This window comes from Nocardia sp. CA-151230 (assembly GCF_050942175.1).
GTDB lineage: Bacteria > Actinomycetota > Actinomycetes > Mycobacteriales > Mycobacteriaceae > Nocardia.
In genome coordinates this window covers 7,647,893-7,663,014 of record NZ_CP192061.1, presented here as the reverse complement: position 1 = coordinate 7,663,014, position 15,122 = coordinate 7,647,893, and the positions used below count along the sequence as shown (strand labels likewise).

Genomic DNA, 15,122 nt, shown 5'->3' with positions numbered 1-15,122 from the left:
GCTGCAGTCTGACCACGCGACCGCGCACCTGACCACAGAATTTCCGACGAGCTGACAGCTCCCTGGGAATTCTCCGTGTCCGAGCACGAGGAGGAGTGGACCGACCGGGTTGGGCTCAGCGCGAATCGACCGCGCTCGGGTTGTGCGTCATCGAAACCGCCCGTTGCGACACCTACCGGTGTCGGCCGCTGCTCGACCGATGGCTCGTCGACGTCGAGTCGTGCGGGTGATGCCTGCCCGCCGTGGAACTCGGTTGACCGGCAGGGCCGTTCAGAGGGTGATTCGGAAAGCCTTGTCGCTCAAAGCGTTGTCGGGGGTCAGGGCGTTGGCGAAGGCCAGCGTGACGATGGTGTCCCGGGGCTGGGGCGCGTCGGCCTTGGATTTGCTGCCCTTGATGATCACGGCGATCACGATGATGACGATGACCAGGACCGTGACGATGGCAGCGATCAGCCAGGCCGTCGTATTCGAATTGCTATGCGGGGGAGTGTAGGTGGGGGGTGGGGTGGGTCGTGGTGCGTACGACGGCGGGGTGTATGTGGGAGCCGGGGCTACCGCCGGATTCGAGAAGGTCTGGGGGGCGGGCTGATTCGGGTAGGCCGGGGTCGATGACGGCTGATTCGGAATCGGCTGGTTGGGGAAGGACGGGTTCGACGTGGGCGGGGCCGGGTATGCCGGGGACGGGTTGGGGTAGGACGGGGCCGGGCCCTGGTTCGTGTACAGCGGGCCCGGGCCCACGAGCGGGCGCGGCATCGACGGAGTCGGGGTGGGCGGCTGCTGGATGACCGGCTGCGGGCGAACGGGAGTCGGCGGGCGCGGGGCGACGACCGGCTGCGGGTGCGCGGGGGTCGGCGGGCGCGGATGCGCGGTGGTGCGGGGCGCCTGGAGGGCGCGTTCGGCGGCGGTGGCGAATTCGACGCAGGAGCGGTACCGGTCGGCCGGCCGCTTGGAGAGCGCCTTGGTGAGGACCGCGTCGATGGTGCGCGGCAGCGTCTGGCGGAGCGGGCTCGCGGGCGGCGGGGGCTGCTGGAGGTGGCCGCGGATGACCGCGGCGGGGCTGGTGCCCTCGAACGGGACTGTGCCGGTGAGGAGCTGGAACAGGGTGCAGGCCAGTGAGTACTGGTCGGAGCGGCCGTCGAGGGACGCACCGGTCAACTGCTCGGGCGAGGCGTAGGCGAGCGTGGCGGTGACCGTGCCGGTCTGGGTGAGGTGGCCGGTGTCGTCGCGCAGGCGGGCAATGCCGAAGTCGGTCAGGTAGACGCGTTCGCCGGAGCCGGTCTTGGACGACGAGCGGGCCAGCAGGATATTGGCCGGCTTCACATCGCGGTGCAGCACGCCCAGGCCGTGCGCGTAGTCGAGCGCCTTGGCGGTCTCGCCGATGATCTGGGCCGCGCGCAGCGGAGGCAGCGTGCCCGGGGTGATCGAGGAGGCGTTGATCCCGTCGATGTACTGCATGGAGATCCACAGCTGTTCGCCCTCGTCACCGCGGTCGTACACGGTGACGATGTTCGGGTGGTCCAGCCGGGCGACCAGATCCGCCTCGCGGATGAAGCGGGCGCGAATCTCGTCGTCGGCGAACATCTCCTGATTCAGCAGCTTCAATGCCGTCATCCGCGGCAGCCGCGGATGCTTGGCCAGATACACCGAGCCCATGCCGCCGCGACCGAGCTCGCGTTCGATGACGTAACCGGCGAACACATCACCAGAGCGCAAAATCAGCCCTCCGAATCTTTTTGCCCTCCGCTTCGCTCCGGGCGGGTTCGCGGCTCTGGAGGTCTCGTTCTTCCCTCCTCCGCTCCTCCGCTTCGCTCCCCGCTCCGTGGAGTCCAGAACGAGACGGGCCGCGAACCTTTGGGCTTCCATCATCCAGTGCACCTCATGGCTGGGTCACCACGTGGTGCGTGCCCATTATGTCTGGCAGTGCAGAGCCTTGTGCGCCCACGCCCCAACATCACCGCGATCCAGGGCCACCGCGAGCAGGTCGGGGAAGCGGTCCGGAGTGCAGGCGAAAGCGGGCACACCCAGGGCGGTCAGCGCCGCCGCATTGTCGCGGTCGTAGGCCGGGGCGCCCTCGTCCGAGAGCGCCAGCAGCACCACCACCTGCACCCCGGCCTCCTTCATGGCGCGAATGCGCCGCAGCATCTCCGCGCGGACGCCGCCCTCGTACAGGTCGGAGATCAGCACGAACAGCGTGTCGGCCGGCCGCGTGATCTGCGACTGCGAGTACGCGATCGCGCGATTGATATCGGTGCCGCCGCCCAGCTGCGTGCCGAACAGCACCTCCACCGGATCCGCCAGCTTCTCGGTGAGATCCACGACGGCCGTATCGAAGACCACCAGCGAGGTGCGCAGCGACCGCATGGACGCCAGCACCGCGCCGAACACCGAGGCGTACACCACGCTCGACGCCATGGATCCCGACTGGTCGATGGCCAGCACCACATCCCGCTTGACCGCCTGCGCCTTGCGCCCGTACCCGACCAGCCGCTCGGGCACCACGGTCCGATGCTCGGGCAGATAGTTCGCCAGGTTCTTGCGAATGGTCCGGTCCCAGTCGATGTCTCGCAGCCTGGGCCGCGACACCCGCGCCGCGCGGTTGAGCGCCCCGCCGACGGCGGCCACGGTCGCCGCCGCGATCCGCCGCTCGATCTCCTTCACCACCTTCTCCACCACCATGCGGGCGGTGGCCTTGGTGGTCTCCGGCATCACCCGGTTCAGGCTCAGCAATGTCCCCACCAGATGCACATCCGGTTCGACCGCCTCCAAAAGCTCGGGCTCGAGCAGCAATTCGGTGAGGTTGAGCCGATCCACCGCGTCCCGCTGCATCACCTCCACCACCGTCGACGGGAAGTACCGGCGGATATCGCCCAGCCACCGCGACACCTGCGGCGCGGAACCCCCGAGCCCGCCCGAGCGCCGCCCGCTCCCGCCCTGACCGCCGGAATCGTAGAGCGCCCCCAGCGCCCGATCCATTGCCTGATCGTCGGCATTGCCCAGCCCGCCGCCCCCGAGCCCGGCCTCACCGGCGCTGCCGAGCACCAGCCGCCACCGCCGCCCCTGTGCCTCGTCGATCTCGTTCATGACAATCCCCTCGAACCGTTCCAGTCGTATCCGGCGCCCCGCCGTGAGAAGCTTTCCGACGCCGGCGATCCCGGCCCGAGGCGGGTTCGTGCATCAGGGCCCGGCTGATTGTGGCGGATCTCGCCGATCGCGCCGCGGGGTGTGTGCGGAGTCATCCGGCCACTCCGAGGATCTCGGCCGCGGCCCGCAGTGCGAGCACGCCGCGGGTGGCGTCGTAGTCGGTGCCGTTCGGTGCCGAAGCCGTTGGCGCGCCGTGCCGTACGGCCTGGCCGATGGCCTGCCGCTCGCCGGATTCGAACGATCCGAAGGTCCGGCGCAGCAGAGGCAGGGTGGCGACGAATTGCGCCTCGTCGAGCCCGCACAGCCAATCGTCGATGAGCGACAGCAGGTTTCGGTCGTGGACCAGGAGCAGCCCGCGCCCGCCCAGGAAGCCGTCGATCCAGGCCGCCTTGTCGGGAGCGGTGCGCCCGACCGACAGCGCCGCGGATAGTCGGCGCCCGGATTCCGCGCCGTCGATGCGCTCGGCATCGCAGAGCAGACGGACCGCGCGCCCGACGATCCCGCCGTTGACGTCATCGCGATCCGCGAGGGTCGCCAGCGTGGACAGCCAAGTCCCGGTGGCCCATTCGTCGTCACGAGCCGACAGCGCCAGATGCACCGCATCGATCTGAGCCCGCAGCGCGGCGGACGCGTCGGCATCCAGCCCGGTCACCGCGCCCGGCAGACCCGCGCAACTGCGAACCAGCAGACTGTCCGCCACCCGGGTCAGCGCCGCGCTGTCCGTGCCGCGCACATCGCCGTAGCGCACGATCCGCAGCAATCCGGGCAGCGCGGACATCAGATGGGTGACGTCGTGATCCAGCGCCGCAACCGATTCCAGCCTCGCGATGAGCCCATCGGTGGCCCCGCCGAGATCGGCCAGCAGCGCCTCCTCCAGCGCGGACGCCACCTTCCCGACCGTCGCGTCCGGATCCTGCGCCGTATCGAGGATTTTCGCCTCGGCTGCCGACCGCAGCGTGGTGCCCCAGCGTGACGCCTCGACGATCGAGATCGCCAGCTCCGGTCGCCACCGCAGCGTCCACGTCTCCCGGAAGGTGCCGGTATTGCGCACCTGGCTGTCGGTCAGCTTGCCCCACCCGATGCCCAGCAGCCGAAGCCGATGCAGCAGGCGCGATCTCGCCAGCCCGCCGTCGGTGCGCAGATCCAGATCCACCGTGCGTTCCAGGGCCTGCTGCTTCAGCCGCAGCGTCCTGATCTGGGCCCGCAGATCCGCCTCCAGCGGCACCGTCGGCGTCCCCTCCGGGACCGTCCCCAGCGCCTCGCCCACCACCAGCTCGGTGCTGACCAGCCGCAACAGCGTCTCGTCGCCATCGCACAGCACCGACCGGGTGGCCTCGGTGACCTCCGACAGTCCGGCCAGCGGCCGCCCCCGCAGGGTCGCGAGAGTGTCGGCCAGCCGGACGGATTCGATGATGTGCGCGCTGGACACCGGCAGATCGTGGGCCCGCAGCGTGCCCGCCACCTTGGTCAGCCACCGGGCGATGGGCTGCTCGGTCTCGGTGAACAGGTGGTGGTACCAGCCCGGCGACGTGATGCCCGCGCCGTAGCCGGACGAGCTCGCCAGCCGCGAATGCGTCCACGGCACCCAGGTCAGCGTGGCCTTGCTCTTCGGCATGCCCTTGAGGATCCGGGCATCGGCGGCGGCCGGACCCAGTTTGCCCTCCAGTGCCGGCGCATGCCACGCACCGCACACCACGGCCAGCCGCTGTGCGCCGTCCTTCAACGCCTTTCGCATGATCTGCCGCATGTGCGCCTCGCGCCGTAACGTGTGCGCGTCCACCGTGATCCGCACCGACTCGATGGAGACCGGCTCGTCCGCCGAGAGCGCTTCGTCCTCCTCCGTCGTCCCGGACCCGTCGACCGGGACAGCGGAATCGGATTCCCGATCGGTGGGTGCACCGTCCAGGTGCTCTGCGTGCTCCCGCAAGGCGCCCATGGCCTCGTTGACGGCAGCGAATATGTCGGCGTCCGAGGCGGATTCGACAATGGCGTCCCACCAGCGTTCGGCGTCGTCGTACCCGGCGGCGGCCGCCAGGATGGCCAGCGGATCGGTCCGGTCGCCGGGCTCGTCCGCCACCGCGAGCGCGACATTCGCGGGCAGATCGCAGAAGCCCACGGCCACACCGTTGTCCACCGCGTACCGCAGCGCCACCCACTCCGGCGAGAAGGTCGCGAAGGGCCAGAACGCGGCCTTGGCCGGGCTGTCGGGCTGATAGGCGAGCAGCGCCACCGGCGGCGACATCCCCTCGGCCGCAAGGTAACCGATGAGCGGATCGGCGTCGGACGGCCCCTCGATGAGGATGGCGTCCGGCCGGAACCGCTCCAGCGCCAGCGCGAGCGAGCGGGCCGAGCCCGGCCCGTGGTGGCGGATGCCGAACACCCGCGTCTCGGTCGATACTCCGGCCTCGGTCGATACCGCGACGGCAGTGGTCATTCGTGCACCTCGCGGCAGGCCCGGTAGAAGTCGGCCCAGTCGGGGCGCTGGCGCACCACGGCCTCCAGATACTCCGTCCACACCACCTGGTCGGCGACCGGATCCTTGACCACCGCGCCCAGCACCGCGCCCGCGATATCGGCGGGCCGCAGCACGCCGTCGCCGAAGTGCGCGGCCAGCGCCATGCCATTGGTGATCACCGAGATCGCCTCGGCGGTCGACAACGTGCCCGTCGGCGACTTGAGCTTGGTGCGCCCGTCCTCGGTCATGCCCGAGCGCAGTTCGCGGAAGACCCGCACCACACGCCGGATCTCCTCGGCCGCCGCGGGGACGGCGGGCAATTCCAGTGCGGCGCCGAGCTGTTCGACGCGGCGGGTCACGATGGAGACCTCCTCGTCCTCGCCGGCCGGCAGCGGCAGCACCACGGTATTGAACCGGCGGCGCAGTGCGGAGGAGAGCTCGTTGACGCCGCGGTCGCGGTCATTGGCGGTGGCGATCACATTGAAGCCCTTGGCCGCCTGCACCTCCATGCCCAGTTCCGGCACCGGCAGCGTCTTCTCCGACAGCACCGTGATCAGCGCGTCCTGCACATCCGAGGGGATGCGGGTGAGCTCCTCGAGCCGCGCGATGGAGCCCGCGCGCATGGCGGTCATGATGGGCGAGGGCACCAGCGCGGCCTCGCTCGGACCCTCGGCCAGCAGCCGGGCGTAGTTCCAGCCGTAGCGGATGGCCTCCTCGGCGGTGCCGGAGGTGCCCTGCACCAGCAACGTGGAATGCCCCGCGACGGCGGCCGAAAGGTGTTCCGACACCCACGTTTTCGCGGTGCCGGGCACGCCGATCAACAGCAGGGCGCGATCGGTGGCGAGGGTGGCGACCGCGACCTCCATGAGCCGGCGCGGGCCCACGTACTTGGGGGTGATCACGGTGCCGTCGGCCAGCGTGCCGCCCAGCAGGTAGGTGACCACCGCCCACGGCGACAGCTTCCAGGAGGGCGGACGCGGGCGATCGTCGGTGGCGGCCAGGGCCTTCAGTTCGTCGGCGAAGGCCTGTTCGGCGTGCGGGCGCAGCAGGGCGTCCCGTTCCTGAGTCATGATCACTGCAGCTCCTCGAGCATTGTCTTGCGGTCGATGAGGTCATGGGCGAGCTGGTCGAAGGCCTGCTCCCAGTACGGATCCGCGCATCGGCGGGCGATACCGGACACCATGCCCGCCACCGCCACCGGGAAGTGAGCGGACGCCGCGCGGAACAGCGTCCGATAGGAGCCGGGCACCAGGCTGGGCGCACCCGGCCGGTCGGCGCACAGCTGGGCGCGCTCGGTGAGCAGCCGCAGCACGTGCTCGGCCATCGGGCCGGGCCACGGATGCGGCATGGCGCGCAGCATGGATTCGATCTCGGCCAGCCAGCTGGAATCCAGGCCACGCAGGTAGCGCACCTGGTCGGCCTCCGGCTGGAGCGCGAACAGCTCGCGCAGCTTGTCGGTGTCGGCGTCGCGGGCATCCGTGCCGGACACGGCCCCGAACAGCGCCCGGGCCCACTCCGGATTCCGTTGTGCCAGCGCGGCATCCGACCAGCCCGCGATCATGGGGCCGCGCATGCCCTCGGCCATGGGCGCGCGCACCGTCTCCTCGGCCGGGCCGAGCAGCCGCTCCCAGTGCCGCAGCGGCGTGGCGGCCACCACCCGGTGCAGCCATTCGGTGGACAGATCGGGGGCGCCGTCGGCGCGATAGGCGGTGTAGCCGAAGGAGTCTCCGACACCGTCGCGCCGGGCCGCCTCGTCGAGGACGCCCGGGCCGGTGGTGACCAGCTGCGGCCGCACCGGCCGGGAACCGAAACTCAGCCAGGCCGCGGCCCGGCCGGCCATCCGCCGCGCGAAAGCCGAATCCGGCAGCCGCCCCAGCAGATCCGCGGCCAGCCGGCGCACCTCCGCGCGCCGGTCGTCGAGGGCTGTCTCCAGCAGTGCCTCGTCGTCGAGCGAGAGGCCGTCCGCCAGCACCGCCAGCAGTTCGGCCTTGCCCGGCCCGGACTCGGTGCCCCAGGACGCCGCGAGCGCCGTCCGCGCGGCCGCCGCGTCCCGCTGCCGCAATTGCGACAGCCAGCTGCGCCGCTCCGCGGCCCGGCCGTGCGACCACACGCTCTCGTCCTCGGCGGCGGCCCGCACCAGCGACTTCCAGCCGGGATGCTGTGCGGCCAGCCAGCGACCCCGCGCACCCGCCAGCCGCAGCAGCGGTTCGCGATGCGACGCCAGCGCCTTGGCCCGATCCAGCAGGCCGCTGACCATTCCGTCCGGAGCGCGGAAGTCGCGTGGCCCGGCCAGTGCGAACCACTCGTCGAGGAACGGCGAATTGTCGGCCAGCAGGTGGGTCAGCCGCGCACCCGCCGCGACCGGCAGCAATCGCCGTTCGTCATCGGCCGCGGCCGCGCTGCGCTCCGCCGAGGTGGCGGATACCCCGCCGCGGGCGAAACAGTCCTGCAGCGCAATCGATTCCAGTAATACCGCGGCCCGATCCCCGGTCAACGCGGTCGTCGCGGCGGCGACCGGCGACGCCAATCCCGACAGGTCGGCCTGACGCCGCGCCGTGCCGACGAGCGCCGCCGAAACCAGCTCGGCACTCGCGGAATCCTCGATGCCACCCCGTATCGGCATCGGATTCCCCTGCACCACACCGACATCCACCATGGTCCCGGCGGCGAGTGCCGCAACCGGCACCAGCCCGTCCACCGTCCACTCGCCGATCACCGTGACCGGATGCCCACCGGAGAGCCCGAGCAGTCGCCACGGCTCACCTTCGGCGGTCGACACCGGCAGTGCATCGCCACCGGATTCCACTATGTACCAGCCCTTTTCGCCCCGAACGGGCACGACCTCGGCCAGCAGCACCGGCCACGACCGCAGAAACGGATCGGCCCCCAACGCCCGCGCCTGCTCGGCGAGAGCAACGGCAATGGTGCCGTTCCGGTCGGTGGCTTCGTCCGGGATGCCTGCGACATCGTCACCGCCCGGGGAGCCGGCCACGTGCAGCGGGATGGTGGTGAAAGGTTCGGGGATGTCTTCGTGGCGATCGCCCCAGAGTGCGCGCAGGGGTGTGGCGCTGGGGTAGAAGTGGAGGTTCGCGTCCACCTGGAAGCCGGGGGCCGGGGTGTCGTTCGGGAAGGCGGGGCTGCCGTAGTGGTGGTCGACGAGCAGGGCCCAGCGGCCGGATGTGCGGCCGCGCAACCAGACTCGGCGGGTGTAGAGGCCGTCTTCGGTGGTGGTCCGGATGCCCAGGACCAGCCAGCGGTCGCGGACCGCGGGCTCGGCACGGACCGTGTCGGCCGGCGTGGGGTACCCGATGTGGGTGCGCACGCTGGCGCGCAGTCCGGGGGCGAGAGTGTCGAGACGGGCGTGCGCGGCGGTCAGCAGGTGCAGGCGGGCGTATTCGCGCAGCAGTAGCCGAGGCCATTCGGAATGGGTGGTGGCGAGCGATAACTGGCGAAGGGTCGCGGCGATTCCGGGAGCCTGCGCATCGACCATGCGGGCCGCCACCGTCTCGAAGGCCCGGATCGACCGATCCGACTGCGCGAGGCCGGTGCGCACCTGGTCGGTGAGCCAGATGTCCAGATCGGCCAGGCCCGCGGTGACCCGGGCGCGGCGCTGATCGGCGGCGGCCCCGGCGCCGCGGGCAGACTTGGCCTCGGGCACGGCCTGCTTTTCGGCGCGGGCGGCCCGGCCACCCAGCCAGTCGGCGGCGAAATCGGCCACGGTGTCCGCGGCGGGTACGTCACCCGCACTCCACGACAACAGCAGGGACAGTGCGTGTTTGCACGGAAACTTGCGACTCGGGCAGCTGCATTTGTACGCGGGCCCCGACAGATCCACGATGGTCTGATACGGTCGGCTGCCGCTGCCCTGGCACAGCCCCCACAGCGCGGTGTCGTGAATGCCGGTGCCGCTCCACTTGCCACGCAGCTTGCGCGCGGCGGTCAGCGATGCGGCGTCCGGTGCGAGCGATCCGACGTGATCGGCGGTCCAAGCGGTGGTCATCCATCCCCCCTTCCTCGGTTGAGCAAAGTTGTATCCGAGGGCACCGACAGATCCGGGCCACCACCGGGGCCGCTCCGACGGCCACGAGCGGGCCCGCTCCAACGGCTGCGCGGGGCCCGCCGGGTAGGGTCGCGGACATGCCCCGCGTCGCGATCGAATACTGCACGCAGTGCCGCTGGCTGCTCCGCGCGAGCTGGATGGCTCAGGAGTTGCTCACCACCTTCGCCACCGATCTGTCCGAGGTCGCCCTCATCCCCGGCGAGGGCGGCGTCTTCCGCATCACCGTCGACGGAGACCAGATCTGGGAGCGCAAGGCCGACGGCGGTTTTCCCGATATCGCCATCCTCAAGCAGCGCGTCCGCGACCGGGTGGCGCCCGGGCGCTCGCTCGGCCACGCGGACAAGAAGGACACCGAACCGGCGAGCTAGCGGCTCGAGCGGGGTGCCATCGCGAGTTCCCCCCGTCGGGCAGCCCGCCGCCACCGCTGTCCGGAGTCGATGGCACGCCGGATCTTGCGCACGGTGGGTACCTGTGTGAGCAGGTGCAGCTGATACCGCCATGGCATTTGCAGCCCGTGCCGAACCGACATCGCATAGGCGAACTGCACGGCGTCGCGGTCGAGGTACCGGTCGGCGTGTTCGAACCAGACCATGCTGGTACGGGCGGCGGCCTGTATCGGGCGCAGCGCAGCGCGCCGCTGCGCATCGTAGTTCTCCAGCGCGTCGGCGACCTCGGCATGCTCGTACAGGTTCTGTGCGAGCACGACAGCGTCGATGATTGCCAACCGGGTGCCCGAGCCGATGGTGAAGTGCGTCGTGTGCGCCGCATCGCCGAGCAGCACCACGTTGTCGTGATACCAGGTCTTGTTGGTTACCTCGGGAAAGCGGCTCCACTTTGCGAATTCGCCTCGTGTCTTGCTGATCAACGAGTGACCGCCGAGCGGGCGGCCGAATATGTTCTCCAGAACACGCACGTTCTCCAGGTTGTCCAGGGAATCGAATCCCAGTCCATGCCAAGTCTGCGGTTGGCACTCGACGATGCAGGTGCTGATCTTTCCGGCAACCGACGGGTAGGCATGGAACCAGATCCAACCGGCCGAGGTGTGTTCGAAGGCGAAGGTGAATCGGGTGAAGACCTTGTCCGTACCGAGCCAGATATATCGATTCTCGCCGAGTGTGACGGATGTGCCGAAACGATGATCACCGAGCTGTCGTATCCGGCTGTTCGCGCCGTCGGAGGCGACGACGAGATCGATGTCGCCGAAGCCGGACAGATCATCTACCTCTCGCCCGTGCTGGACATCGACGCCCAGGTCGCTCGCCCTTTGCGAAAGTATGTCGAGCAATGCCGCGCGCCCCATGCTGAACCCGTAGCCCGCGAAATGCGCGGTCTGGTTGTCGCGCACATGGATTGCCTGTTCACGCCATAGGACCGACCCGGCGCGCACCGCCCGGGCGCTGTCGGGGTCATTTCGATACAGGATGTCGAGCAGGTCGTCCCAGTACACGACGCCCCAGCCATAGGTGGATCCGGAAGGATCGCGGTCGATCACAGTGATGTCATGGGCCGGGTCGCGTCGCTTCATCGAAATAGCGAAGTACAACCCGGCCGGCCCGCCACCGACACACACGATCTTCATCTCGTCACCGGCTCCAGCCGAGTTGGTCGAACCTGGCTTCACATGGGTGGTACTCGATGCGGCCGAGCCCGGCACGCTGTGCGTGTCCGGGCTCGGTCACCGGCGCTAGAAGCTGCCCCAGCCACCCCAGCCGGGTAGCCACCAGCCGGGATTCCATCCCCAGCCGTTGCCGCCACCCCAGCCGTTTCCCCAACCCCAGCCATTACCCCAACCCCAGCCGCCACCCCAACCGTGGCCGCCACCGCCGCCCCAGCCGTGGCCGCCGCCCCAGCCGGGGCCGTTTCCCCAACCGTGGCCGCCACCACCGCCCCAACCGTGGCCGCCGCCCCAGCCGGGGCCGTCGACGAGTTGGGTTGCAGACGTGGTCGTCGTTGCTTGCGCGGTTGGCGCTTTTGCCGCGGCTGCGGCGACCGGAATTGCGGCGAGTGCGGCGACACCGGCGGCGGCCGCCAACCGGGTGAACCTTGTGCGTGAACTCTTTCTCTCGGTCATGATAGGGCTCCAGAAATGCTGTCCCGACCTGCTGGAAGTCTACGCGTTTTCGCCGAACTCTAGAAGATGTCGCGTTGGCGCATCTATAATGCCCGCCGCGTCCCGCCGACCGCCGGATCAGCTACAGCAGCCGCCACCGCAGCAGCCGCCACCGCTCGACGGGGCCGGCGCGGGCGCGGGGGCGGTGCCGCCGCGGGTCACGGTCCCGAAGGTGGTCAGGAGTTTGACGGTGTCGTCATGGCCCTCAGGGCAGGTCGCAGGGGCGGACGCCTCGGCCATGGGACGGGTCAGCTCGAAGGTGTCGCCGCAGCTGCGGCATCGATACGCATAGCTCGGCACCCGGCCAGCGTAGACGACGCCCGGGCGCAGCGGTGGCGCGCTGACGTCGATCCCGCGGCCCACCCGGGACCACCCAGTACCCTCGATTTACGGAGTACGAGGAGGTGTGATGTGAGCACTCGATTCTTCGACAGGCTGTCGGAACGTGATGGCGCGCCGGTTGCGCGGACCGCGAACGGCGAGGTGTCCGGTGTGCTGGACGGTGCGGTGGCGCTGTGGCGCGGCATTCCCTACGGGGCCAGCACGGCCGGGCCCAATCGCTTCCGATTGCCCCAGCCCCCGCAATCCTGGACCGGCGTCCGCGAATGCGTGCGTGTTGGTGACGTCGCTCCGCAGACCCCGGGCTTCGTGCCCGTCGATGCCAACCTGCGCATGGGTGAGAACTGCCTCTGGCTCAATGTCTGGGCCCCGGCCGCCGCCGCGGACGAACTCCGCCCGGTCATGGTGTGGCTGCACGGCGGCGCGTTCTGCTTGGGCACCGCCGCCCAGGCCATCTACGACGGGCGGCGGCTGGCCGAGACCGGTGACGTGATCGTGGTCGCGGTCAACTACCGGCTCGGCGCACTGGGTTTCCTCGACCTGTCCTCGCTCGGTGAGGAATTCGTCCCGAATCTGGGCCTGCACGACCAGATCGCCGCTCTGCAGTGGGTGCGCGACAATGCCGCGGCCTTCGGCGGCGATCCGGGCAATGTCACGATCTTCGGTGAATCCTCCGGCGCGGGCTGTGTCACCGCCCTGCTCACCTCACCGCTGTCGGCGGGCCTGTTCCATCGTGCTATCGCCCAATCCCCGCCCGCCACAACGGTTTTCGGGCCAGAACGCGCCGCCGTGGTGGCCAAGCGCTATCTGGAACTGCTGGAGCTGACCCCCGACCATTCGGCCGAGCTGCTCACCATGCCCATCGAACGCATCGTGACTGCGGCCGGCGCGCTGCTCGACGAGGTGCCGCTGCGCGAACCCGGCCGGCTGGCCGCCGCGCCCGTGGTGGACGGCAACCTGCTGCCCGCGTACCCGAGCGAGCGCTTCCAGCAGGGACGTTCGCACCGGGTGCCGCTGATCATCGGCACCAACAAGGACGAGGCCTCGCTGTTCCGGCTGTTCCGCTCGCCCATCATGCCGGTCACCCCCGACGCGGTGAACGCCATGCTGCGCGGGGTGGCCGCCGAACACCCCGGCCTGTCACCGGAGCGGCTGGCCGAGATCGCCTCCGCCTATGAATCCAGCACCCCGCGCGGCGCGCTCACCATGTCCACCGACGCCGCCTTCCGTATGCCCTCGCACTGGGTGGCCGACGCGCATTCGGCGCACTCGCCGACCTGGATGTACCGCTTCGACCACGCCACCCCGATGCTCAAGGCCGCCCGGGTCGGCGCCGGCCACGCCACCGAATTGCCCTATGTCTTCGGCAATTTCGGCTCCTTCGACTACGACCCCACCTTCTGGCTGGGCGGACGCAGAGCGGCACAGGAGGTCTCGGGCCGCATGATGCGCCGCTGGCTGGCCTTCGCCGAGTACGGCGTGCCCGCCGCCATCGACGGCTCCAAGCACTGGCCGCCCTACAGCGCCGCGACCCGCACGACCCTGGTCATCGACAATATGGACCGCGTCATGGACGATCCCGACCGCGATCGCAATACCGTGTGGGGCGACGACGTGGTCGGGTTCTACTGAGCCACAATCGATCACACGGTGAGCCGCAATCGATCACACGGTGGCGGTGGCGCGCCGGCCCAGCCGGGCGGGCATGTGCGCGTAGCCGTGCAGGGTGTAGAGCCGGCGGCGTTCGGGCGTGCCCGCCAGGGTGAGATCGGGGAAGTTGTCGAACAGCGCGCGCAGCGCGTACACGCCCTCCATCCGGGCCAGGCTCGCGCCCAGGCAGGTGTGGATGCCGCTGGAGAACGTCAGGTGCTCGCGGGCGTCGGCGCGGGTGATGTCGAAGCGGTTGGGGTCCTCGAACTTGTTCGGATCCCGGTTCGCGCCCGCCAGCGACATCACGAGCACCGTGCCCGCAGCGAGCCGGAAATCACCGACCTCGGCGTCGCACAGGGCGATTCGCGCGGTCATGGTGACCGGCGGGTCGAAGCGCAGGATCTCGTCCACGGCCTGCGGCCACAGGTCCGGGTCCGCGCGCAGCATGGCCAATTGCTCTGGATGCGAGAGCAATTGGACGATGCCGTTGCCGATCAGGTTGACGGTGGTCTCGAACCCCGCGCCCATCAGCAGGCTCGCGGTCGCCTTGAGCTCGCGCTCGTTCAGTTCCCCGGCCGACACCAGACTGGAGAGGATGTCCTCGCCGGGTGCGCGCCGCAGCTCTGCCAGGTGGTCGTTCAGATAGCTGTCCATGACACCCATGGCCGTGTAGGCATCGCGCCAGGACCGCCAGGAGATGCCGATGTCCAGCAGCGGGCTGGCCGCGTCACCCCAGCTGAGGAACTCGTCGCGGGAGGCCTGCGGGAAGCCCAGCATCTCGGTGATGATGGCGATCGGCACCTGCTGGGCGAAGTCCGCGATGAGGTCGGCGGAGCCGTTCGGCGGCAGCGCGTCCAGCAGTTCGGCGGTCACCGACTCCACCCGGTCGCGCAGCCTGCCGATGGCGCGCGGGGTGAACGCCGCCGACACCGACTTGCGGATGCGGGTGTGATCCGGCGGATCGATCATCAGCATCGACGGCGGTTCGACCGGATTGGGCGGGGTCTGCGCCCGCTTCAGCCGATCGCGCAGCCATGCCGGCATATCCACGCCATCGGGCCCGAATGCGCCGAAGCGATTGTCACGCAGGATGGCCCGGGTCAGCTCGTAGTCGGCGGTGGCCGAGGTGTACGGGTTGTGCACCAGCCGCCCGCGGCGGCGAATCTCCTCGATCTGCGGGTACGGGTCGTGCAGCGCGTCCGAGGTGGTGATCAGTTTCGCGAACGGGCTGTCCTGCCGGGCCTGCAGTCGCAGCGCCCACCGCGGGGCGCCGTGCTCGACCAGCCACCGGGTCCAATATCGCGGACTCATCATCGCGGGACTCCCTCGTCGTCGGATGATTCCACCGTACGGAAACCCCCGTGGGT

The 15,122-nt window shown here is 70.0% G+C and carries 11 protein-coding genes; 2 read left to right on the top strand and 9 right to left on the bottom strand.

From position 1 onward, the window contains the following. Positions 1-270: 270 nt before the first annotated feature. The 5 genes from ACQP1O_RS35995 to ACQP1O_RS35975 form a co-directional block, all read right to left on the bottom strand. Entirely contained in the window at positions 271-1,713 is a 1,443-nt protein-coding gene (locus tag ACQP1O_RS35995; protein WP_433562793.1) for a protein kinase domain-containing protein, read from the bottom strand. 195 nt (positions 1,714-1,908) lie between these two features. Then, entirely contained in the window at positions 1,909-3,081 is a 1,173-nt protein-coding gene (locus ACQP1O_RS35990) for a VWA domain-containing protein (RefSeq protein ID WP_433562792.1), read from the bottom strand. Between the two features lie 151 nt (positions 3,082-3,232). After that, complete coding sequence (locus tag ACQP1O_RS35985; protein ID WP_433562791.1) at positions 3,233-5,575, bottom strand: DUF5682 family protein; 2,343 nt, start codon at positions 5,573-5,575, stop codon at positions 3,233-3,235. Then, positions 5,572-6,666: an ATP-binding protein gene (locus ACQP1O_RS35980; RefSeq protein WP_433562790.1), complete on the bottom strand. Its 1,095-nt coding sequence runs from the start codon at positions 6,664-6,666 to the stop codon at positions 5,572-5,574. The genes ACQP1O_RS35985 and ACQP1O_RS35980 overlap by 4 nt, the downstream gene beginning before the upstream one ends. A gap of 2 nt (positions 6,667-6,668) precedes the next feature. After that, complete coding sequence (locus ACQP1O_RS35975; protein ID WP_433562789.1) at positions 6,669-9,596, bottom strand: DUF5691 domain-containing protein; 2,928 nt, start codon at positions 9,594-9,596, stop codon at positions 6,669-6,671. A gap of 137 nt (positions 9,597-9,733) precedes the next feature. Here ACQP1O_RS35975 and ACQP1O_RS35970 point away from each other — a divergent pair, with 137 nt between their 5' ends. Beyond that, positions 9,734-10,024 (top strand): SelT/SelW/SelH family protein, encoded by a 291-nt coding sequence (locus ACQP1O_RS35970; protein ID WP_354833890.1) that lies wholly within the window; start codon positions 9,734-9,736, stop codon positions 10,022-10,024. Here ACQP1O_RS35970 and ACQP1O_RS35965 read toward each other — a convergent pair. The 3 genes from ACQP1O_RS35965 to ACQP1O_RS35955 all read right to left on the bottom strand — a co-directional run bounded on the left by ACQP1O_RS35965 (position 10,021) and on the right by ACQP1O_RS35955 (position 12,129). Beyond that, on the bottom strand, positions 10,021-11,310 hold the full coding sequence (locus tag ACQP1O_RS35965) for an FAD-dependent monooxygenase (protein ID WP_433562788.1): 1,290 nt from the start codon (positions 11,308-11,310) through the stop codon (positions 10,021-10,023). The two genes, ACQP1O_RS35970 and ACQP1O_RS35965, sit on opposite strands and share 4 nt — an antisense overlap. A gap of 30 nt (positions 11,311-11,340) precedes the next feature. Next, a complete protein-coding gene (locus ACQP1O_RS35960) occupies positions 11,341-11,727 on the bottom strand; it encodes a hypothetical protein (RefSeq protein WP_433562787.1) in 387 nt (128 codons plus the stop codon). A 117-nt stretch (positions 11,728-11,844) separates the two neighbouring features. Beyond that, entirely contained in the window at positions 11,845-12,129 is a 285-nt protein-coding gene (locus ACQP1O_RS35955) for an FmdB family zinc ribbon protein (RefSeq protein WP_433562786.1), read from the bottom strand. Between the two features lie 48 nt (positions 12,130-12,177). Between ACQP1O_RS35955 and ACQP1O_RS35950 the strand changes: the two genes are divergently transcribed. Then, positions 12,178-13,737 carry a carboxylesterase/lipase family protein gene (locus tag ACQP1O_RS35950; RefSeq protein ID WP_433562785.1) on the top strand — a complete coding sequence of 520 codons (1,560 nt, stop codon included), beginning with the start codon at positions 12,178-12,180 and terminating at the stop codon, positions 13,735-13,737. Positions 13,738-13,770: 33 nt separating this feature from the next. On the opposite strand, the gene ACQP1O_RS35945 is transcribed toward ACQP1O_RS35950, so the two are convergent. After that, on the bottom strand, positions 13,771-15,066 hold the full coding sequence (locus ACQP1O_RS35945; RefSeq protein WP_433567906.1) for a cytochrome P450: 1,296 nt from the start codon (positions 15,064-15,066) through the stop codon (positions 13,771-13,773). Positions 15,067-15,122: the final 56 nt, after the last annotated feature.

What these genes read in the sequence shown, in the direction of transcription:
- ACQP1O_RS35970 (WP_354833890.1), top strand. Translation starts at nt 9,734, where the DNA reads ATGCCCCGCGTCGCGATCGAATACTGCACGCAGTGCCGCTGGCTGCTC.
- ACQP1O_RS35945 (WP_433567906.1), bottom strand. Translation starts at nt 15,066, where the DNA reads ATGAGTCCGCGATATTGGACCCGGTGGCTGGTCGAGCACGGCGCCCCG.
- ACQP1O_RS35980 (WP_433562790.1), bottom strand. Translation starts at nt 6,666, where the DNA reads ATGACTCAGGAACGGGACGCCCTGCTGCGCCCGCACGCCGAACAGGCC.
- ACQP1O_RS35990 (WP_433562792.1), bottom strand. Translation starts at nt 3,081, where the DNA reads ATGAACGAGATCGACGAGGCACAGGGGCGGCGGTGGCGGCTGGTGCTC.
- ACQP1O_RS35985 (WP_433562791.1), bottom strand. Translation starts at nt 5,575, where the DNA reads ATGACCACTGCCGTCGCGGTATCGACCGAGGCCGGAGTATCGACCGAG.
- ACQP1O_RS35975 (WP_433562789.1), bottom strand. Translation starts at nt 9,596, where the DNA reads ATGACCACCGCTTGGACCGCCGATCACGTCGGATCGCTCGCACCGGAC.
- ACQP1O_RS35960 (WP_433562787.1), bottom strand. Translation starts at nt 11,727, where the DNA reads ATGACCGAGAGAAAGAGTTCACGCACAAGGTTCACCCGGTTGGCGGCC.